Origin of the sequence: Stenotrophomonas sp. STM01, from assembly GCF_014852135.1 — a bacterium.
Taxonomy (GTDB): Bacteria; Pseudomonadota; Gammaproteobacteria; order Xanthomonadales; family Xanthomonadaceae; genus Stenotrophomonas; species Stenotrophomonas capsici.
Genome location: NZ_JACVBA010000001.1, coordinates 2,041,271 through 2,061,763 on the forward strand (window position 1 = coordinate 2,041,271; position 20,493 = coordinate 2,061,763).

A 20,493-nucleotide genomic window follows, 5' to 3' on the forward strand; every position below is an offset into this window, starting at 1 on the left:
CAGGCCCGAATAGCAGGCGATTGGGCGTGCTCATGCGGAATTCGGCACAGCCACCTGAACACGCGCAAACGCCTTCCGGCATGCGCTAGGATCGGCCGCACGCCACCCTGAAGGCCGCCACCGTGATGACGACGCCCCTGGATGCACGCCACTCCTCAAGCGATGTGCAGGACCTGTTCGATGCACTTCCCGATACCGTGTTCTTCATCAAGGACCGGCAGGGGCGCTATACGCACTGCAACCTCACCCTGGTGCAGCGGCTGGGCAGGAAGAAGCGTGGCGAAGTGATCGGGCGCTCGCCGCTGGAGGTGTTCCCCGCGCCGCTGGGCAACCGTTACCTGCTGCAGGACCAGCAGGTCCTCGGCGGCGACCCGATCGCCGACCGCCTGGAAGTGCACCTGTACCCGAACCGGCGCCCGGGCTGGTGCCTCACCCTGAAACGGCCGATGTACACCGATGGCGCCATCACCGGGTTGATGGGCGTCTCGCGCGATCTCGGCCGCCCCAACAGCCGCCACTCGGCGTTCGCCCAGCTCGACAAGGTGGTGGCGCACATGCAGCTGCATTTCGAGACCAACCTGCGCACGCCGCAGCTGGCCGAACGCGCGGGCATGTCGCTGGCGCAGCTGGAGCGCCACTTCCGCCACGTGTTCCAGCTCACCCCGCAGCAGTACATGATCAAGCTGCGCATCGAGATGGCGATGCGGCTGCTGCGCGGGGAGGGCAGCATCGCCGGCATCGGCCAGCGTTGCGGCTTCAGTGACCAGAGCGCGTTCGCGCGGCAGTTCAAGGCCACCGTCGGCATGACGCCCAGCGAGTACCGGGCACTGGACGAACGCTTCGGCATGACCGAACCGGCACCGGACAGCCGCATGGCCGAGCTCACCGGCTGAGGCGCGCCCACCGGCCCGGCAGCTGCACGCACGAGCGCATCGCGCTGCCCCACCCTGCCGTCCCCGCCCCCAGCGTCGCCACGCCCACCCGGGCGAGGCTTGCCTGCCCGCGCGACGGGGTGCTAGAAGGGTCCATGCCGGCCCCTGTCCGGGCCGGGCATCTGGCGCGGCACGACGTACGGGGATCACAGCGGTCACGGCCGCTGCGTTTTATGGCTCGGGGACATGCAACACCATGGTCGGACGTGAACATGACATCGCGGTGAATCCCGATGCCTGCCCGGTACAAGCCAAGCAGGACATGCTCCGGGCGCTGGACATGCATGCCCTGTGGCGCGCCTGCGTGGACCTGGTCAGCCAACGCCTGCCCTGCCATTCGTGCACGCTGATGTACGACATCACCTGCGGCTACCAGCCGCAGCGCAGCCTGCACTTCCTCGGCGAGACGCCTTCCGGCCTGCCACCGCCCCTGCGCAGCCTGGACGTGGCCGCGCCCTACCTGCAGCAGCATCCGCGCATCCATTGGTACACGCTGTCGCAGATCGCCTCCGGCGATGCACAGGCGCGGCAACGGCTGCGCGCGCAGAACCCGGCGCCGGGCTGGCACGAGTTCATCCACATGGCGTTCTGGGGCGAGGACGGCCTGGAAGCGGTGCTAAGCATCCGCATGCGCGAAGGCCACGAACAGATCACCGACGGCCACCAGCAGTTCCTGGACGAGCTGCACCCGCTGATGGCCGCCGGACTGCAGCGCCTGCGCTCACTGCGCGACGAACGCCGCAGCGTCTACCAGGCACTGCTCGACCGGCAGAGCCTGCCGGAGCTGATCCTCGACCACGAGCTGCACCCGATCAGCCTGTCCCCCGCGGCGCAGCGGTTGTGCGCCGACTGGCTGGAACCGGACCGGTCCGGACTGCCGGATGTCATCGCCGCGGAACTGCGCCGCTGGCTCGGCCACCCCGGCGCGGTCGCCCCCGGCAGCAGCACGACGGTCAGCCACCCGCGATGTCCGGGCAAGGCGCTGCACATCCGCCTGGAAGCACAGCTGCCGGCCCATCCACTGCAACCGCTGTACCTGCTGTGCCTGGCCACGGCCGCGCCGGCGGGCAGCCAGCGGCCGGTATGGTCCAAGCTCTCGCCCACCGAACAACGCGTGGCCGAACTGGTCGTCGATGGCCTGCGCAACGACGAGATCGCCCATCACCTGAGCCGCTCGCGCAAGACCATCGAAAGCCAGATCAGCGCGATCTACCGCAAGCTCGACGTCGGCCACCGGGCCCAGCTGGTGCGCCTGCTCAGCACCGCCTGCTGAGCACCGCGCGCGCTCAGGGCACGAACAGGAAGTAATCATGCGCCGCCCGCGCCAGCTGGGCGATGGCCGCGTCGCGCTCCTGGCTGCTGGCGCGCGACTGCACGAACACGCTGATCACCGCATGGCCGCGTCCGCCCGGCAGGGTGATCACGCCGACATCGTTGATCACGTCGCCCACCGTGCCGGTCTTGTGCGCCACCGGCGTGTCGCGCGGCAGCATGCCGGGCAGGCGCGCGGTGCCGGTGCGGGTATCGCGCATGATCGCCTGCAGCACCTCCAGGCCGGCCGGGCTCAGCACCTGCCCCTTCCATGTCTTTTCCAGCAGCAACGTCATCGCGCGCGCGGTACTGGTATCGCGCGGGTCGGCGTTCCAGGCGTTGGTGTGGCTGCGCCGCTGCTCCTCGCTGCGTTCGCCGCGCGAGAGTTCGGCGTAGGCGGCCGGGCCCATCGGCTGGGCCTGCGAGACAGCGTTGCCGCGGTAGTTGGCCAGCAGTTCCCAGATGTAGCGGTCCACGCGCAGGCCGTCGATGCCCATCGCGCGCATGCGTGCGTCCACCGCGGCAGTGCCGCCGCCGAGCCGGATCAGGATGTCGGTGGCGTTGTTGTCGCTGACGGTGATCATCATGTGCAGCAGGTCGCGCACGGTGATCGCCGAACCGGCGCTCAGGTGCAGGTCCATCGGCCCGCCCATCTCCGGATAGATGTCATCGGCCTTCAGCGTGACCTGCTGCTGCAGCGACAGCGTGCCTTCATCGACCAACGCGAGGATATGCACCGCCACCGGCACCTTCATCGTGCTGGCCATCGGGAACGGCCGATCACCGTTGATGTAGACGCTGCGCCCGCTTTCCAGGTGCACGATGGCCGCACCCAGCTCGCCCCCGGGCAGCAGGCTGGCCAGGCGTTGCGCCTCGGCCTGCAGCGGCGCGGCCGGTGCGCTGCGCGCCAGCAGCGTGCCGGGCAGCCACAGGCTGGCCAGCAACGCGGCGGCCAGCAGCGGACGGCGCGGATGCCGGCGGCGAGGGGAAGCGGAACGGGTCATGTTCAAGGGGGTTTCCTCCAGGGACGGGAAGCGCCGCGGCGGGACTGACGATCATCCCGCCGCGACCAGGCTCAGAAACGCATGCGGGCGCCCAGCGTGTAGTAGCGGCCGACCACGTCGTAGTACGGCGAGCCTACCGCGCCCAGCGGCGATTTCCTGTCGAACAGGTTACTGATGTCGGCGTAGATCTCGAACTCGCGGTCCGCGGACATCGGCAGGCGCATGCGTCCGCCCACGTCCCAGTACACGTAGGAACCGATGTCGCCGTTGGTCAGCTGCAACTGGTTGTTGTAGACGCCGGCGGACAGGTAACGGGCGCGCGCCTGCGCCGAATAGCGGTCGCCGCGCCAGCCGAAGGTGGCGTTGCCGCGCCAGCGCGGCACGCCCGAGCCGCCGGTCAGGCCCTGCGAGGTGACGTACTCGAAGCTGTTCTTGCCGTCGTAGGTGGTCAGGCTGTCCACCCAGGTGGCCAGCACGCGGGCGTGGAACTGGCCCGGCATCGCGGCGAACAGCGTGGCCGCCGGCAGGCTGTACATCAGGTCCACGTCCACGCCGTTGGTGCGGTACTCGGCCAGGTTGACGTAGTTGGAGTTGATCCGCTCGATCTCGCCGTTGCCGTCGCGCACCACGCGGCCACACATGGCCTGGTTGCCGGCGATGCAGCGCAGCACGGTTTCCTGCGCCGACACCTGGGTGATCACGTCCTTGATCTCGATGTCGAAGTAGTCCACCGACATGATCAGGCCCGGGGCGCGGGCCGGCGCCCAGGTGAAGCCGACGGTCAGCGTATCGGCCTTCTCCGGGTCCAGGCGCGGGTTGCCACCGCCGATCACCAGTGCGCTGAGCGAGGTGCCGGTGAGCGGGTCGCTGATGGTCGACCAGCCGGTGGTGCTGGTGGTGTACATCTCCGACAGGTTGGCCGAACGGATGTCGCGCGAGCGGGTGAAGCGGCCGCGGAAGCCATCGAAGAATTCATTGGTCATGCCGTACTTCCACGACCAGATCGCACCGGAGCTGTTGTAGTCGCTGAAGCGCGCGGCGGCATTGACCTGCAGGTCGCGCAGCGCCGGCACGTCGCGCAGCAGCGGCGCGGCCACCTCGGCGAAGGCCTCGCGCACGGTGAAGCTGCCAGCCATCGGCGAGGAGCTCCAGGTGCTGAACGCCTTGGCCAGGTCCTGCGCGCCCACCTTCTGATCGATCTGCTCCTTGCGCGCCTCCAGGCCCACCGCCACCGATACCTCGCCGGCCGGCAGCGAGAACGGCTCGCCGCGCAGGTCCAGGCCGGCGGTGTCCAGCCGGGTGTTGGTCATGCGCCGCGGCGTGCCGGTCACGTAGGCGGCCGCTTCGGCCGAGGGCGCGCCGTGGCCGAACAGGTTGATCGGCACGCAGCCGGAGCCGGGGTTGGTCAAGGTCACCCGGCAGACCACCTTGCCGCTGACCGGATCGATCACCGCGTCCACCGCGTCGCGGTAGTTGCTGGTCAGCAGGAAGCCCGGCGCGGCCAGGTCGGATTGGTTGTCGCCGTGGCTGTAGTAGCCGCCCCAGCGCCAGTTGTCGCCCACCACGCCATCCAGCGCGACGGTGAACTGGGTGGTGCGACGGTCATAGTCGATGTCGGGGAAGGCGAAGTCGCTGTTGAAGCGGCCCAGGGTGAAACTGGTCTCTCCGGCCGCTTCCATCGCATCACGCACCGCCGCCGGCAGGAACGCGTTGTCCACGCCGAGGCGCAGCCCGGTGCCGCGGTTGTGGTCGCCGAACCACGGGAAGCGGTTCCAGCTGCGCGAATGGCGCACGTCCACGGTCAGGCCGACGTTGTCGGTGAGGTTCCATGACAGCCGCCCCAGCACGTTGTAGCGCCGCTGCGGCGTCATCAGCGAGCTGATGTCATCGTTGCTCGGGCTCTCGCCACCCTGGATCAGCGATGCGCCGGTATAGCCGGGGAAGGGACGCAGGCTGCCGTCCGGGTTGAAGGCCATGCCGGCCAGCACGCCGCTGGTGATCAGGCCACCGATGGCAGCGTTGCCGTAGCCCACGTCGCCGACCATCGTGTAGGTACCGTCGCCATTGGACAGCTGTGCGGTGCGGCCCAGCCAGCGGCGCGAGGTCTTGGGAATCACGCCGTCGTTGTTGAGCGCCTCCGCGCCGATCACCACATGGCCACGGCCCTGGGCGACCTCGAAGCCGGTGGCCGCCGAGACGTACTGCTTCTGGTTGTCCGAACGCGAGGACACCCCGCCCTGCACGTCGACCTTGGTCCCGACCAGCTGGCTGTCCAGCTGCACGTTGACCACGCCGCTGACCGCACCCGAGCCCCAGGCCGCCGAGGCGCCGCCGGTGACCACGTCCACGCCACTGATCAGGATCGAGGGGATCGCGGCCAGGTCGTTGTCGCTGGAGAAGCGTCGCCCGTCCAGCAGCACCAGCGTGCGGCTGGTGCCCAGGCCACGCAGGTCGACCGGCGCGCGCGCCGCGTCCACGCCGGTGGTGTGGGTCTGCGGCGACACCGTGCCGCGGAACTGCGGCAGGTCGTTGAGCGCGGCGGCGATGTTGGTGTGGGTGGAGAGCTGCAGTTCCTCCGGCGTCACCTTCACCGTCGGCGTGGGCGCGTTGAAGCCGGGACGGTCGATGCGCGAGCCCGAGGCGGTGACCTTGACGCTGGCGATGTCCACCACCTTGCCGTCGGCCGGCGCCGGTGGCGTGTCTGCGTTCTGGGCCGATACGGCGGGGATCGTTCCGACAAGGATCAGGGCGATGCCCGTGGACAACGCGGTTCTGGCGATACGAGACGACATACGGTTCCTCGCAGACGGCTGGAAGTGGATACGACGGACCTGTGATGCGGAACTCCCCTTGTCCGCATCTTAGGAAGCCGTCTTCCGACCCCGCATCAGGGAAAACCCCCATAGCCGACCCATAAACGACAACGGCCGGCGCAAGCGCCGGCCGTTGTTTCAAACGTTACCAATTATCAGTGCTCGGCCGCCTTGCTGGCACCGATGCCGGTCTCGGCACGCACTTCCTGCGCCGGATAGGCCGCACGTTCCTGCTGTGCGTTGCGGCTCTTGTCCAGCACCGAGAACAGCCAGATGCCGACGAAGGCGATGGTCATGGAGAACAGCGCCGGGCTGGTGTACGGGAACGGCGCGCTGCCGGCCGGGTTGCCCAACGTGTCCACCCACACCGACGGCGACAGCAGGGTCAGCAGCAGCGACGAGGCCAGGCCCAGGAAGCCGCCGATCACCGCGCCACGGGTGGTGCAGTCCTTCCACAGCAGCGACAGGATCAGCACCGGGAAGTTGGCCGAGGCGGCGATGGCGAAGGCCAGCGACACCATGAAGGCCACGTTCTGCTTCTCGAACACGATGCCCAGCAGCACCGCGACCACGCCCAGCACCAGGGTGGTGATGCGCGAGACACGCAGCTCCGAACCCGGCGGCGGGTTGCCCTGCTTGAACACGGTGGCGTACAGGTCATGCGACACCGCCGAGGCACCGGACAACGTCAGGCCGGCCACCACCGCCAGGATGGTGGCGAAGGCCACCGCCGAGATGAAGCCCATGAACAGGTTGCCGCCCACCGCCTTGCCGACCAGCACGGCCGCCATGTTCGGGCCGCCCTGGATGGTGCCGGTCACCGGGTCGGCGTACTCGGGGTTGGTCAGCACCAGTGCGATCGCACCGAAACCGATGATGAAGATCAGGATGTAGAAGTAGCCGATCCAGGTGGTGGCCCACAGCACCGACTTGCGTGCCTGCTTGGCATCGGGGACGGTGAAGAAGCGCATCAGGATGTGCGGCAGGCCGGCGGTGCCGAACATCAGCGCCATGCCGAACGAGATCGCCGAGATCGGGTCCTTCACGAAGCCACCCGGGCCCATGATCGCCAGGCCGGCGCTGGCCGCTTCCTCGGCGCTCTTGCCGCCATTGGCCGCGATCTGGGTCTTCACCCGCACCGCTTCGCTGAACAGCGCCTCGAAGCTGAAGTTGAACTTCCACATCACCATCAGCGCCATGAAGGTCACGCCGAACAGCAGCAGGCAGGCCTTGATGATCTGCACCCAGGTGGTGGCGGTCATGCCGCCGAACAGCACGTAGACCATCATCAGCACGCCGACCAGCGCCACGGCCACCCAGTAGTCCAGGCCGAACAGCAGCTTGATCAGCGCACCGGCGCCGACCATCTGCGCGATCAGGTAGAACAGCACCACCACCAGCGTGCCGGAGGCGGCGAACATGCGGATCGGCTTCTGCTGGAAGCGGTAGCCGGCCACGTCGGCGAAGGTGAAGCGGCCCAGGTTGCGCAGGCGTTCGGCCATCAGGAAGGTCAGGATCGGCCAGCCGACCAGGAAGCCCAGCGCGTAGATCAGGCCATCGTAGCCATTGGCCATGACCGCCGCGGTGATGCCCAGGAACGAGGCGGCGGACATGTAGTCGCCGGCGATGGCCAGGCCATTCTGGAAGCCGGTGATGCCGCCGCCGGCGGTGTAGAAGTCCGATGCCGAACGGGTGCGCTTGGCTGCCCACTTGGTGATGCCGAGCGTGGCCAGCACGAACACGGCAAACATGGTGATCGCCGTCCAGTTGGTCGGCTGGCGCACGGTCTGGCCGATGTCGCCGCCGGCGGCCAGGGCTGCGCCGCTGGCTGCCATCAGCGCGAGCAGCGCGCCCGATCGCAGGAAGGAATGGCTCATCGGGTTTCCTCCACGATCTGCTGGGTCAGCTGGTCGAATTCCTTGTTGGCGCGGCGCACGTAGAAGCCGGTGATCAGGATGGTGAACACCATCAGGCCCAGCGCGATCGGGATGCCCACGGTGGTGATCTTGCCCGCGGCGATCGGCGTAGCCAGGAACGCCTTGTCGAAGGCGATCAGGCCGATGTAGCCGTAGTAGGCCAGCAGCATGAGCACGGTCAGGGTCCAGCCAAGCCGGTTGCGCACCTTGCGCAGGCGTTGGTAGAGCGGATTGGAGGCGATCCGCTCAACACGGGGATCGACGGAAGCATTCATCGGGATTCTCCAGACGTGGGAATACGAGCGCCCCGGCGCGGGGTACGCGCCTCGGCGGTGACATGAGTGCTCCCCGTGGGGGTAGGGAGATGGTACGGACTACATTCCTGCAGACGGTGCCGACATGGCCTGCATGCCGGCACCGCGGGATCAGAAGCTGTACTTGGTGGTGAACTGCAGGCGACTGATGTCGCCCTTCTGGCCGTTCTCGATCTCGCGCACGCCGTACATCAGCTCGGCGCCGATATCGACCTTGGGCATCGGGGTGTAGAACACGTTGCCGCGGATGGACTGCACGCTCTTGGTCACCAGGTTGCCGGTGATCGAGGCATCGTTGTCGTAGTCGCTGCGCGCGTAGATCAGGTTGGTGCGCAGCTTGGGCGAGAACGCATGGCGCCAGCCCACGTAGGCGGCGACCACGCCGGTCGGGTCGATCTCGTCGCGGATCGCGTCGTAGCCGCTGTCGGCGGTGATGCCCAGGCCGATGTAGCGCGAGATGCCTTCGCCACCGGTGAGCTGGTAGTGCAGGCTGTCGCTGTCGCCCATCACCCACTTGCCGCCCAGCGTCACGCCGCCGGCGACCTTGGTGGCATCGGCACCGGTGGCCTGGTTGTCGACCTTGAGCTGGCGCACCAGGCCAGCCACGCCGAACGTGCCCCAGTCACCCTTCCAGCCGTAGCGGGCGGTGAGGTCCGGCAGCGAACCGCGGTCGGAGTTGACTACCGACGGTACGTTCCACTTGCCGGTACCCGGGTTGTAGGTGCCGGTGAGGGTGGTGGTCTCCGGGTTTTCCAGGGCCACGCTGAAGCCGCCGTTGGTGTAGCGGACCTGGGCCTGGCGCACGAACACCACGCCGTCGGTCGGGCCGACGAAGTCCACCGCCTCGGGGATGGACGCGGCATCCATGAAGTTGGACCAGGTCTGGCCGGCCAGCCAGTTGTTCCAGTACATGTAGGCATGGCGCAGGGTCACGCCGTAGGTGTTGGTCGCGGTCTGGTTGCCCAGCGAGTTGCCGAAGAAGTCCATCTCGACCATGGCACCGGCCTTGTCGCCGTTCTCGGCCACGTGGTCCACGCCCAGGTTGAAGCGCGAGAACTTGGCGTGCGCGTTGTAGTCCACGTCCGAGGCCTTGCCCGAGCCGCCGGCACCGTGCACCGGCGTCTGCCCCGGCAGGTACAGCGCGCGGCCGGTGGCGTCGTCGGCGAGCTGGCCGTCGCCGGTGCGCGTGGCCAGGAAGTCGGCCTTGATGAAGCCGCCGAACTTGAACGTGGTGCCCGGCGTCGCGCCCGGGGTGATGCTGGTGACCTGGATCGGCTGCTTGCCGGCCGGCACCGTCGCCGCCGGCCGTGCGGCCAGGTCGGCCTGCGCGGCACGCACCTGGCCGACGTCGGTCTGGGTCTGCGTGATCACGCCCTGCTGTTGCTGTTGGGTGGACACCAGCAACTGCACCTGCCGTTCCAGTTCGGCCACGCGCGCTTCGAGCGCTTTCTCCCTGGCCGTCTCGGCCCACGCCATGCCCGGCGCAACCAGCGCAACCAGCAGCGCGGCGGCGAGCGGACGGCGGGCCGTCTTCAACACGGATGTATTCATTTTCAGTCTCTCTCCCGACTGGCGTTTGCGGCCGCACCAGCTGCACGGTCGCGGCCAGCGTGCGGTCGGCCGGCACGGGGCGGCTATTCGCCATTAGTCGTAAGTCGGCGTGCATTCGACCATCGTCTAATCCGGGGGGCAGCGCGCGGGGGGGTGGATACGGCACACTTGGGTTGTCCGGCCCTGTCGCGCAGACAAGGCCTTTTCATTGGTTACAAGTGCAAAGGTGAGGGGTTGCCATGACTGATGTTTATCCCGTTGATGCCGGGTTCGCCGCGAAGGCACGGATCAACAAGACCACGTACCAGCAGCAGTACCGCGAATCGGTGGAAAACCCCGACGCGTTCTGGGCCAAGGCCGCCGAGCGGCTGGACTGGTACGTCAAGCCCAGCAGGATCCGCAACGTCAGCTACCAGCTCGACGATTTCCGCATCAAGTGGTTCGAGGACGGCGAGCTCAACGTCAGCGTGAACTGCCTGGACCGCCAGCTGGCCACGCGCGGTGACAAGACCGCCATCCTGTTCGAGGCCGACAGCCCGGACAGCCCGGCGCAGAAGGTCACCTACCGCGAGCTGTACGAGCGCGTCTGCCGCCTGGGCAATGCGCTGCGCAACCTCGGCGTCAAGAAGGGCGACCGCGTCACCATCTACCTGCCGATGATCGTCGACGCCGCCGTGGCGATGCTGGCCTGTGCCCGCGTCGGTGCGATCCACTCGGTGGTGTTCGGTGGCTTCGCCGCCAACTCCATCGCCGACCGCGTCGGCGACTGCGGCAGCAAGCTGATCATCACCGCCGACGAAGGCCTGCGCGGTGGCAAGAAGGTGCCGCTGAAGGCCAACGTCGACGCCGCGCTGAAGCTGCCGGGCACCAACACCGTGGAAACCGTGCTGGTGGTGCGCCACACCGGCGGCGCGGTGGACATGCAGGCCCCGCGCGACCGCTGGTTCCACGACGTGGTGGACACCCAGCCGGCCGAGTGCGAACCCGAGCGCATGAACGCCGAGGACCCGCTGTTCATCCTGTACACCTCCGGATCGACCGGCAAGCCCAAGGGCGTGCTGCACACCAGCGGCGGCTACCTGCTGTACGCGGCGTACACGCACGAGGCGGTGTTCGACCTGCGCGAGGACGACATCTACTGGTGCACCGCCGACGTGGGCTGGGTCACCGGCCACAGCTACATCGTCTACGGCCCGCTGGCCAACGGCGCCACCTCGGTGATGTTCGAGGGCGTGCCCAATTACCCCAACACCTCGCGTTTCTGGGAGGTGATCGACAAGCACCAGGTCACCATCTTCTACACCGCGCCCACCGCCATCCGCGCGTTGATGCGCGAGGGCGAGGCGCCGGTCAAGCGCACCTCGCGCACGAGCCTGCGCCTGCTCGGCAGCGTCGGCGAGCCGATCAACCCGGAAGCCTGGCGCTGGTACTACGACGTGGTCGGCGATGCGCGCTGCCCGATCGTGGACACCTGGTGGCAGACCGAGACCGGCGGCATCCTGATCTCGCCGCTGCCCGGTGCCATCGACCTGAAGCCGGGCTCGGCCACGCTGCCGTTCTTCGGCGTGCAGCCGGCCCTGGTCAGCGCCGACGGCGAACTGCTGGAAGGCGCCGCCGAGGGCAACCTGGTGATCCGCGACTCCTGGCCGGGCCAGATGCGCACCGTCTACGGCGACCACCAGCGTTTCATCGACACCTACTTCCGCACCTACCCGGGCAACTACTTCACCGGTGACGGTTGCCGCCGCGACGAGGACGGCTACTACTGGATCACCGGCCGCGTCGACGACGTGATCAACGTCTCCGGCCACCGCATCGGCACCGCCGAGGTGGAAAGCGCGCTGGTCTCGCACCCGAAGGTGGCCGAAGCGGCCGTGGTCGGCTTCCCGCACGACATCAAGGGCCAGGGCATCTACGCCTACGTCACCCTGGTGGCCGGCGAGCCGCAGACCGACGAGCTGCTCAAGGAGCTGGTGACCTGGGTGCGCAAGGAGATCGGCCCGATCGCCGCGCCGGACCACCTGCAGTGGGCCCCGGGCCTGCCCAAGACCCGCTCCGGCAAGATCATGCGCCGCATCCTGCGCAAGATCGCCGAGAACGCCCCGGACCAGCTGGGCGACACCTCCACGCTGGCCGACCCCTCGGTGGTCGCCTCGCTGGTGGAAGAGCGCAAGGTGCGGTAACCGCGGGTACGGGAAGCTGCGTGGCTTCACCTTCTCCCTCAGGGAGAAGGTGCCCCGAAGGGGCGGATGAGGGGAGGCGCGCAGCGCACAACGGGCTTGGCCTGTGTACCCTCTCCCCTACCCCTCTCCCGCAGGGAGAGGGGTTTCACTACTCCGCCAACTCCGATTTCCGCCATGCCTACCCTGCTGATCGCCGATGACCACCCGCTTTTCCGCGAAGCCCTGAAGGGCGCGGTGCAACGCGTCATCCCCGGTGTGCAGCTGCTGGAGGCGGACAGTGTCGAGGCCCTGTACACCCTGGCCGAACAGCATCCCGACGCCGACCTGGTGTTGATGGACCTGAACATGCCCGGCGCGCAGGGTTTCAACGCACTGGTGCACCTGCGCTCGCTGCACCCGCAGCTGCCGGTGGTGGTGGTCTCCGCACGCGAGGAGCCCAAGGTGATGCGCCGCGCGCTCGACCACGGTGCCTGTGGCTTCATTCCCAAGTCCGCCGATTCGGACACCATCGGCCATGCCCTGGGCACCATCCTCGACGGCGAGCGCTGGGCCCCGGCCGAAGCGCACAACGTGCCACCCACCGACCATGAGGAATGCGAGGTCGGGCAGCGCCTGCGCGAGCTGACCCCGCAACAGTTCCGCGTCCTGCAGATGCTCGGCGCCGGCCGTCTGAACAAGCAGATCGCCTATGACCTGGGCGTCTCCGAGGCCACCATCAAGGCCCATGTCACCGCCATCCTGCGCAAGCTTGGCGTAACCAACCGCACCCAGGCGGTGCTGATGGCCGGCAAGCTGGCCATCGATGACGACGCCATCGTCGTCCCGCCGGAAGAAGACTGAGCCGCAACGCCGGTTCGGGGGCATTGCTGCGTTTGTGATCTGCGGCAGGTGATGCTGGGCTTGGGTGTGGAGCAAGAGCAAGAGCGACCCCTCCCCGGCCCTCCCCTTGGCTGCGCCAAAGGGAGGGCTGGGGAGGGGTGACGCCCGACTGCTCGACTGCTCACCGGCTCGCCCCCTCAACCGCTCAACTCTTCACGCTGACCGTCGCAGCCCCCCGTTCCCCGCGACAGTCTTCGCAGCCTCCCCCTCGCCCACCACCACGAAGCGCTCCGCCGCCGCGGCCAGTTCCTGCGCCTGCACGCGCATTTCCGCCGCTGCCTGCGAGGAAGCGCGTGCGACGTTGCCACTCTGCCGGGTGCCTTCGCCGATACGGCGCAGCAACCGTTCCACGTCATCGACCGCGCTCACCTGGCGCTCCGAGCCGGCGTCGATGCGCGCCATCGCCGTCACCACCTGCTGCACCCGGCCGCTGATGTCGTGCATCACTTCACCGCTGGTATCCACCAACCGCGCACCGGCCTCCACCTGCTGCAGCGACGCATCGACCAGCACCCGGATCTGCTGCGAGGCCTCGGCCGAGCGCTGCGCCAGCATCCGTACCTCACCGGCCACCACCGCGAAGCCGCGCCCGTGGCTGCCGGCACGCGCGGCCTCCACTGCGGCATTGAGCGCCAGCAGGTTGGTCTGGAACGACAAGCTGTCGACGGTGGCGACGATCTCGCGGATGTGCCGCGATGACGCGCGCAGCTGTTCCATGCCGCTGATCGCCGCAGCGGTGGCCTCGCTGCCGCGCGTGGCGGCCTCGCTGGCCGCTTCGGATACCGCCGCGCTGTGCCGCGCACTGCCGGCATTCTCGCGGGCCTCGCTGGCCACCGAGCGTACCCGCGCCAGCGCGTCATGCACGTCACTGACCTGCTGCTCGACCCGCCCGGACAGGTCGGCGGTGCCGCTGGCCATGTCGTCCACCGCGTCCTGCACGCTGCCGGCCGAGTGCTGGATGCTGGAGACGATGCCGCCCACCTGCCGCATCGCCACTTCCAGCCCCTGCCGCAGCTGCGCGTAGATGCCGCGGCCGTCATCGCGCATGCGCGCACTCAGGTCGCCGCGGGCGAAATGGCCAATCACGCGGGTGGCGTCGCCCAGCTGGGCCTGCACGCTGTCGAGCAAGGCATTGATGCGCTCGCCGAGCTGGTGGACGAAACCCTGCTTGTCGTCCAGCACGATCCGTCCCTGCAGCTCACCGGCAGCGGCCGCTTCGACCACCGCCGCCACCTCGTTGACGATCACCCGCTCCAGCCGGCGGTCCTGCCATTCCATCACCAGCCCCAGCACGCGCGACTGCTCCAGCACCGGGCTGACCCGCAGCAGGAAGCCGGTGTTGCCCAGCGCCACGTCGGCGTTGACGCTGATGCCTTCCTCCAGCGCCTGCCGGGCCAGTACCTCCACCTGCACGCCCAGTACCTGCAGTTCGCACCCGGCCTCGACCACCCACCCGACATCGGCCAGCGCGAACGAGTGCGCCAGCGCCGGATTGGCATAGACCACCCTGCCCTGCGCATCGGTGACCAGTACCGCGGCGCTGGCCACGTCCAGGGCCTGGCGCACGCGCTGGTTGGCCTGCGCGGCCAACCGCTCGCTGGCGATGCGTTCGCGCAGGCTGGACTGCATCTGCATCAGCGCGGTGGCCAGACGTCCGATCTCATCGTGCGAATTGCGGACCACCAGCCGCCCGTCCAGATCATCGTCGGCAATGGCGCGGGCGAACGCGGCGGCATCGGCCAGCGGTCGCTCCACCGCGCGCAGCAGCAGCACCAGCAGGCTCACCAGCAGCAGGCCGACCACCAGCACGGTGGCGGCGAAGGCGGCGTCCATCCAGCGGCGTGCCGCGGCCTGCTCGTCGCGCTGCCGGGCCAGGCTGCTGCGCTGCGCCTGCTGCAGGCCGGTGATCACCGGCACCACCTGTGCGGCGAGGTCGTCCATGGCCTGGGTTTCACTGTCCGCGCCATACCGCGCGGCGGCATAGGACAGGAATGTTCCCTGATACCGCTGCATCGCCTCGCGCACCTGCCCGCGCACGTCCTCGGGCATGCGCGTGGACTGCAGCAACAGTTCGAACGGCATCACCTGCGCGCTGAGTTCATCGGCGTATTTCTGCTCGCGGCGCAGGATGAAATCCTTCTCGTAGCGGCGCATGGTCAGCATCGACACCTGCAACGCCGGTGCCTGGTAGTCGGCGATCAGGTTCTCCACCTCATGCACGGCACCGCGCAGCTCGCCCTGCATGCCGCTGTCGGCGTCGTGGCCGAGTTCGGTGATGCGTTCGTCCAGCGCCTGCCCGGATTCGACGTAGGCACGCAGCGGCTTGGCCAGCGCCTCGCTCCACCCCGGACCGCCCTTGGCCGGCACCAGCGCGGCCTGCAGGCGGTTGTTGGCAGCGACAAAGGCCTGGCCGGCGGCAGTGGAAAACGACATGGCATATTCGGCCTGCGCGCGCCGTGCCTCGGCAAACGCAGCAGCCAGCGCTTCCAGTTGCGCGGCATCCTGCTGGTAACGTTGCAGGCGCTGGTCGGCGTTGCGCATGCCGACGCTGAGCCAGGCATAGGCCGAGCCGATCACGATCAGGCCGATCACCAGCGCCAACAGGCTCAGGCGCAGTTTCTGGGCGATACCGAGGGGGAACTTCATGGGCCGGTACTCCGGGCGTGGGGATGCCTCGAAATCGGCCAGCAGACGGGTTTCTTGAGCACCCGATGCCGCGGGGCAACCGGGCCGGCGCGCGGCACAGGGCCGGGCGCCCATCAGGCCACACGGCGGTTACAGGGGTATTGCATTGGCCTGTTCGGCCTCGCCTCACGGGCCCGGACGGTGGCCATGCTAGAATCCGCGCTCCCTTGGGGAGTAGCCTGCTTCCAGCGTTGGAAGCGCTCACGTCAACATACTCGGCCAGTGCGCCGTGGCGTGGGCAGCCAGACCCGGTTGGCGAGACCAGCGGCACGCGTGCGCAACGAATGGTTGGGCGCGCCGTGTGCCGTTTGAGTCCGCCCGGCCCGGTACTGAAGATGTCCCCACTTTCCATCCTGCTCGTTGGCTTTGCCATGTCCACCGATGCCTTCGCCGCTGCGGTCGGCAAGGGCGCGGCGATGAACAAACCCCGCTTTCCCGATGCGCTGCGCGCCGGCCTGATCTTCGGCGTGATCGAGGCAATCACCCCGATCATCGGCTGGCTGCTCGGCCGCGCCGCCTCGCAGTACGTGGAAGCATTCGATCACTGGATCGCATTCGTGCTGCTGGGTGCGCTTGGCATCCACATGATCGTCGCCGGCCTGAAGCCGGAGGAGGCCGAAGGCGAGGATTCCGCGGAGAAGCCACGCCACGGCTTCTGGGCGCTGGCGGTCACGGGCTTTGCCACCAGCATCGATGCGATGGCCATCGGCGTGGGCCTGGCCTTCCTGGACGTGCACATCGGCGTGGTCGCACTGGTGATCGGCCTGTGCACGATGACGATGGTCACCGCAGGCATCATGCTCGGCCGCGTGCTCGGCAACCTGGCCGGCAAGCGCGCGGAGATCGTGGGCGGCGTGATCCTGATCATCATCGGCTGCACGATCCTGTACGAGCACCTGACCGCAGTGGGTTGAGTCCGGTGCCGGTGCCGGTGCCGCAGCAACTGCAGGACCCTGCCCTTGCCTGCGGCAAACGGAAGCAGCTGGAGCGGCGTTGCCGTGGTCTGAGCGATCGCATGAAACACCTCCTCCCTTTGCCACAGGCAAGGGCAGGGCCGGTGAGGGGTTACTGCTCGCCGCCACGTGCCGGCACTGAGCACGGCACGGCGCATTCCGCGCTTCGCGGCCGAGGCCGGTGCTACGGCTGCTGGCGCTGGCGCGGGGCGTTCATCGCCATCAGGAAGGCGCGCAGCGAGGCCGGCTTCACCGGCTTGGTCAGCACGCGGTAGCCACGCTCGCGCGCCAGCCGCTTGAGCTCGTCGCGGCCGTCGGCGGTGAGCAGTGCGCCATGCAACGGCCGGCCGGCGGCCTCGCGCAGCGCAACCAGTGCATCCAGGCCGTCCATGCGGTCGTGCAGGTGGTAGTCCACCAGCATCACGTCCGGCCGTTCGGCCAGCTTTTCCAGCGCCATGTCCACCGTGCTGGCGGCGATCACCTCGACCTTCCAGCGCCCCAGCAGGGCGCGCATGCCGTCGAGGATTTCCTGATCGTTGTCCACGCACAGCACGCGCAGGCCGGCCAATGAATCATCCCCGCCGAACGCCGTGGCCTGGCGCGCCTCCACCAGCGGTGCGGCGGGCGCTGCCACGCGCGGCAAGGTGATCGAGAACATGCTGCCGTGGCCGGGCTGGCTGCGGGCATTCAGGCCATGGTCGAGCAGGCGCGAGATGCGCTGGCAGATCGACAGGCCCAGGCCCAGCCCCTGCTCGCCCCAGTCGAACGGCTGCTGGTAGCGGTGGAACTCGTTGAAGATCTGCTGCATGTGGTGCTCGGGAATGCCTGGGCCGGTATCCCACACCTGCAGCTCGACCTGTTCGCCGCGCACGCGCAGGCCCAGCACGATGCGGCCGGTACGCGTGTAGCGCAGCGCGTTGGCCATGAAGTTCTGCAGCACGCGGCGCAGCAGCCGGCGATCACTGCGCACCCACGCCGCGCGCGCGAACACATGCAGGCGCAGGCCGCGGCCGGCCGCGACCGGCGTGTACTGCGCGGCCAGCTCGCGCACCAGCACGCTGGCGTCGAACTCGGTGATGGTCGGGCGCAGCCCGCCGGCATCCAGCCGCGAGACATCGAGCAGGCCGTCCAACAGCTCCTCGGCAGCGCGCAGGGAAGCATCCACGCGTTCGGCCAGGTGCCGCTGCTCGTCGGTCTCGGGCAGGCTGTCGCGCAGCGCCGAGGCGAACAGCCGCGCGGCGTTGAGCGGTTGCAGCACGTCATGGCTGATCGCGGCCAGGAAGCGGGTCTTGGACTGCTGCGCGGCCTCGGCTTCCTGCGAGCGTTCGGCCACGCGCTGTTCCAGCGTCTCGTTGGCTTCCAGCAGCGCCTGCTCGGCCTGTTTGAAGTCGGTGATGTCGTTGTAGCTGGTGACGTAGCCGCCCCCGGGCAGGGCCTGGCCACGCAGCTCGATCACCTTGCCATCGGCGCCGGTGCGCTCGAACACATGCGGCGAACCGGCGCGCATGTAACCGATGCGGCGGTTGATCTGGATCTCGATGTCGCCCTCGCCCAGCTCACCGCGCTCGGCGTTGTAGCGGATCAGGTCGGCCACCGGGCGACCCACGTAGAGCATGCCGTCGGGATAGCCGAACATCTGCTGGTAGCGGCGGTTCCACGCGGTCAGGCGCATCTCCGGGTCGACCACGCTGACCCCGGCGCTGATGTTCTCCAGCGTGGTGGACAGGATCTCGCGGTTGAAGCGCAGCTCCTGCCCGGCTTCGTCGAGCACCGCCACCACTTCGCCCAGGTCCATGCCCGAACCACGCAGCAGGCTGGTCAGCAGCAGGCGCGCCGACGCCGCACCGATGGACGCGGCCAGCAGGCGTTCGGTGAACTGTACCCAGACCCGGTCGGCGGCCGCGGACGGCAGCAGTTCGCGCTGCAACACGATCGCCTGCTCGTTGAAGGCGCGCCGGGCGCGTGCATCACCGATCACGCGCGTGGCCAGCGCCAGCAGGTCGCGCACCTTGACGTGCGCCGGCCAATCGCCGGAGACCACCGGGCGCTTGGCGTAAGGATCCAGGAACGGCGCCGCGCGCAGGCGTTCGGCCACGTCCGGACGCCAGCGCACCGAGATCAGCAGCATGACGCCGGTGTTGAGCAGCAGCGACCAGAAGGTGCCGTGGGTGAGCGGATCCCAGCCTTCCAGCCCGAACAGCTGCTGCGGGCGCAGCCAGCCGATGCCGAACGGGCCACGCTGCAACAGCGAATCGTCCAGCCAGCCGCCGTGGCTCAGTGCCGGCACCAGCAGCGTGTACACCCACACCGCGAAGCCGACCACCATGCCGATCTCCACGCCGCGCCGGCTGGCACCGCGCCAGTACAGGCCACCGATCAGGCCAGGCGCGAACTGCGCCACCGCGGCGAACGCCATCAGCCCGTAGGTGGCCAGCATGGTGTCGTTGTTGCTGACGCGGTAGTAACCGTAGGCGACCAGCGCCAGCAACACGATCGCCAGGCGGCGGATCCACAGCACGCTGGAGGCCACGTCGGCGGCCTCGCGGTGGTCGCCACTGCGGCGCAACAGCACCGGCATCACCAGGTCGTTGCTGATCATCGTGGCCAGGGCGATCGAGGAGACGATCACCATGCCGGTCGCCGCCGAGAAGCCGCCCACGTAGGCGACCAGCGCCAGCGCCACGCTGCCCTCGGACATCGGCAGGGCCAGCACCAGGGTGTCGTCGGAGGCCAGCCCCGTGCCGAACAGCGTCGCCCCGGCGCTGGCGATGGGGATGATCATCAGCGAGATCAGCACCAGGTAGCCGCCGAACATCCAGCGCGCACGGCGCACGTCGGCGGCGCTGCCGCATTCCACCACCGCCACGTGGAACTGGCGCGGCAGGCAGATCAGCGCCAGGAAGCTGAGCAGGGTCTGCGAGACGAAGCCCACCGGCGGCATGCCTTCGAACAGCGTGCGCGCGGACTGCACCACCGACTCGCCGCGGTCGGCGATCAGCAGGTAGGCGAACAGGCCCACCGAGATCATCGCCACCAGCTTGATCATCGATTCCAGCGCGATGGCCAGCATCATGCCGTGGTGGTGCTCGGTGGCATCGACCTGGCGGGTGCCGAACAGGATGGCGAACAGCGCCATCAGCAGCGCCACGTACAGCGCCGGGTCGGTCAACAGGCTGCCGCCGCTGCTGTCGCCGCTGAGTACCTGCAGGCTCATCGCCACGGCCTTGTACTGCAACGCCAGGTACGGCACCACGCCGATCAGGGCGATCAACGCCACCAGCGCCGCCAGCCGCCGCGAGCGGCCGAAGCGCGAGGAGATGAAGTCGGCGATGGAGACCACGTTCTCGCTGCGCGCGATCAGCGCCAGCCGCTCGATGATGCGCCAGCCGAAGGCCAGCATCAGCAGCGGGCCAAGATAAATGGGCAGGTAGCCGATGCCGTAGCGCACCGCTGTGCCGACGCCGCCGTAGAAGGTCCACGAGGAGCAGTACACCGCCAGCGCCAGGCTGTAGACCACCGGGCGCAGCCACAGGCGGTCCGGGTACAGCGGGCGGCGGTCGCCCCACCAGGCCACGCCGAACAGCAGCGCGGCGTAGCCAAGCGATACCAGGAGCAGGATCCAGCTGGAGACCAAGGGCGTACCCGTTTGGAGAAGCCGGTCGAGTTTAGCGATTTCCGTGGGGGGTGGTTTTTCAGGTCATGCCGGAAGGGTTGCTGCGGGGATGGAGGCTACCCCTCCCCAGCCCTCCCCTTGCCTGCGGCAAAGGGAGGGAGCAACAGCGGTGCTGCGACGACCTGACCGTTCACGGGAGCCGCCCCCTCCCTTGCGCAGCAGGGGAGGGCTGGGGAGGGGTGCCGTCGCTCTGCCCGGCCCTGCCCCGTCCAATGCAGCGCCCGGCCAGGCACCTCGTCCAGAAAGCAGAACGCCCCGGCATGGCCGGGGCGTTCCACG

12 protein-coding genes and 1 riboswitch are annotated in these 20,493 nt (G+C 68.6%); of the genes, 5 read left to right on the forward strand and 7 right to left on the reverse strand.

Features of this window, described 5'->3' with window-relative positions; all coding sequences use genetic code 11:
* The first annotated feature begins 125 nt into the window (after window positions 1–125).
* Window positions 126–893, forward strand: coding sequence for an AraC family transcriptional regulator (locus IB227_RS09425; protein ID WP_192287128.1), 768 nt, complete (start codon window positions 126–128; stop codon window positions 891–893).
* A gap of 235 nt (window positions 894–1,128) precedes the next feature.
* On the forward strand, window positions 1,129–2,205 hold the full coding sequence (locus tag IB227_RS09430; RefSeq protein WP_192287129.1) for a helix-turn-helix transcriptional regulator: 1,077 nt from the start codon (window positions 1,129–1,131) through the stop codon (window positions 2,203–2,205).
* Between the two features lie 13 nt (window positions 2,206–2,218).
* On the opposite strand, the gene bla is transcribed toward IB227_RS09430, so the two are convergent.
* From bla to IB227_RS09455, 5 genes are all read right to left on the reverse strand, one after another.
* Window positions 2,219–3,247, reverse strand: a complete 1,029-nt coding sequence (bla, locus tag IB227_RS09435) for a class A beta-lactamase (RefSeq protein ID WP_192287130.1) — start codon at window positions 3,245–3,247, stop codon at window positions 2,219–2,221.
* 71 nt (window positions 3,248–3,318) lie between these two features.
* Complete coding sequence (locus tag IB227_RS09440) at window positions 3,319–6,039, reverse strand: TonB-dependent receptor (protein WP_192287131.1); 2,721 nt, start codon at window positions 6,037–6,039, stop codon at window positions 3,319–3,321.
* A 176-nt stretch (window positions 6,040–6,215) separates the two neighbouring features.
* Window positions 6,216–7,937, reverse strand: coding sequence for a cation acetate symporter (locus IB227_RS09445; protein ID WP_132863955.1), 1,722 nt, complete (start codon window positions 7,935–7,937; stop codon window positions 6,216–6,218).
* Complete coding sequence (locus tag IB227_RS09450) at window positions 7,934–8,251, reverse strand: DUF485 domain-containing protein (protein ID WP_192287132.1); 318 nt, start codon at window positions 8,249–8,251, stop codon at window positions 7,934–7,936. The genes IB227_RS09445 and IB227_RS09450 overlap by 4 nt, the downstream gene beginning before the upstream one ends.
* Before the next feature lie 150 nt (window positions 8,252–8,401).
* Window positions 8,402–9,841 (reverse strand): DcaP family trimeric outer membrane transporter, encoded by a 1,440-nt coding sequence (locus IB227_RS09455; protein WP_192287133.1) that lies wholly within the window; start codon window positions 9,839–9,841, stop codon window positions 8,402–8,404.
* Between the two features lie 239 nt (window positions 9,842–10,080).
* Here IB227_RS09455 and acs point away from each other — a divergent pair, with 239 nt between their 5' ends.
* Together acs and IB227_RS09465 are read left to right on the forward strand one after the other, a co-directional pair.
* Window positions 10,081–12,024 (forward strand): acetate--CoA ligase, encoded by a 1,944-nt coding sequence (gene acs / locus IB227_RS09460; RefSeq protein ID WP_132863959.1) that lies wholly within the window; start codon window positions 10,081–10,083, stop codon window positions 12,022–12,024.
* 174 nt (window positions 12,025–12,198) lie between these two features.
* Complete coding sequence (locus IB227_RS09465; RefSeq protein WP_132863961.1) at window positions 12,199–12,864, forward strand: response regulator transcription factor; 666 nt, start codon at window positions 12,199–12,201, stop codon at window positions 12,862–12,864.
* Between the two features lie 192 nt (window positions 12,865–13,056).
* Here IB227_RS09465 and IB227_RS09470 read toward each other — a convergent pair whose 3' ends face one another.
* Entirely contained in the window at window positions 13,057–15,549 is a 2,493-nt protein-coding gene (locus IB227_RS09470; protein ID WP_192287134.1) for a methyl-accepting chemotaxis protein, read from the reverse strand.
* A gap of 206 nt (window positions 15,550–15,755) precedes the next feature.
* A riboswitch (yybP-ykoY riboswitch) is annotated at window positions 15,756–15,912 on the forward strand.
* A gap of 11 nt (window positions 15,913–15,923) precedes the next feature.
* Between IB227_RS09470 and IB227_RS09475 the strand changes: the two genes are divergently transcribed.
* Window positions 15,924–16,502, forward strand: a complete 579-nt coding sequence (locus IB227_RS09475; RefSeq protein ID WP_192287135.1) for a manganese efflux pump MntP family protein — start codon at window positions 15,924–15,926, stop codon at window positions 16,500–16,502.
* A gap of 223 nt (window positions 16,503–16,725) precedes the next feature.
* Here the strand turns inward: IB227_RS09475 and IB227_RS09480 are convergent, their stop codons facing one another.
* A complete protein-coding gene (locus tag IB227_RS09480; protein ID WP_192287136.1) occupies window positions 16,726–20,175 on the reverse strand; it encodes a PAS domain-containing hybrid sensor histidine kinase/response regulator in 3,450 nt (1,149 codons plus the stop codon).
* Window positions 20,176–20,493: the final 318 nt, after the last annotated feature.

What these genes read in the sequence shown, in the direction of transcription:
- IB227_RS09425 (WP_192287128.1), top strand. Translation starts at nt 126, where the DNA reads ATGACGACGCCCCTGGATGCACGCCACTCCTCAAGCGATGTGCAGGAC.
- IB227_RS09430 (WP_192287129.1), top strand. Translation starts at nt 1,129, where the DNA reads ATGGTCGGACGTGAACATGACATCGCGGTGAATCCCGATGCCTGCCCG.
- bla (WP_192287130.1), bottom strand. Translation starts at nt 3,247, where the DNA reads ATGACCCGTTCCGCTTCCCCTCGCCGCCGGCATCCGCGCCGTCCGCTG.
- IB227_RS09440 (WP_192287131.1), bottom strand. Translation starts at nt 6,039, where the DNA reads ATGTCGTCTCGTATCGCCAGAACCGCGTTGTCCACGGGCATCGCCCTG.
- IB227_RS09445 (WP_132863955.1), bottom strand. Translation starts at nt 7,937, where the DNA reads ATGAGCCATTCCTTCCTGCGATCGGGCGCGCTGCTCGCGCTGATGGCA.
- IB227_RS09450 (WP_192287132.1), bottom strand. Translation starts at nt 8,251, where the DNA reads ATGAATGCTTCCGTCGATCCCCGTGTTGAGCGGATCGCCTCCAATCCG.
- IB227_RS09455 (WP_192287133.1), bottom strand. Translation starts at nt 9,841, where the DNA reads ATGAATACATCCGTGTTGAAGACGGCCCGCCGTCCGCTCGCCGCCGCG.
- acs (WP_132863959.1), top strand. Translation starts at nt 10,081, where the DNA reads ATGACTGATGTTTATCCCGTTGATGCCGGGTTCGCCGCGAAGGCACGG.
- IB227_RS09465 (WP_132863961.1), top strand. Translation starts at nt 12,199, where the DNA reads ATGCCTACCCTGCTGATCGCCGATGACCACCCGCTTTTCCGCGAAGCC.
- IB227_RS09470 (WP_192287134.1), bottom strand. Translation starts at nt 15,549, where the DNA reads ATGAAGTTCCCCCTCGGTATCGCCCAGAAACTGCGCCTGAGCCTGTTG.
- IB227_RS09475 (WP_192287135.1), top strand. Translation starts at nt 15,924, where the DNA reads ATGTCCCCACTTTCCATCCTGCTCGTTGGCTTTGCCATGTCCACCGAT.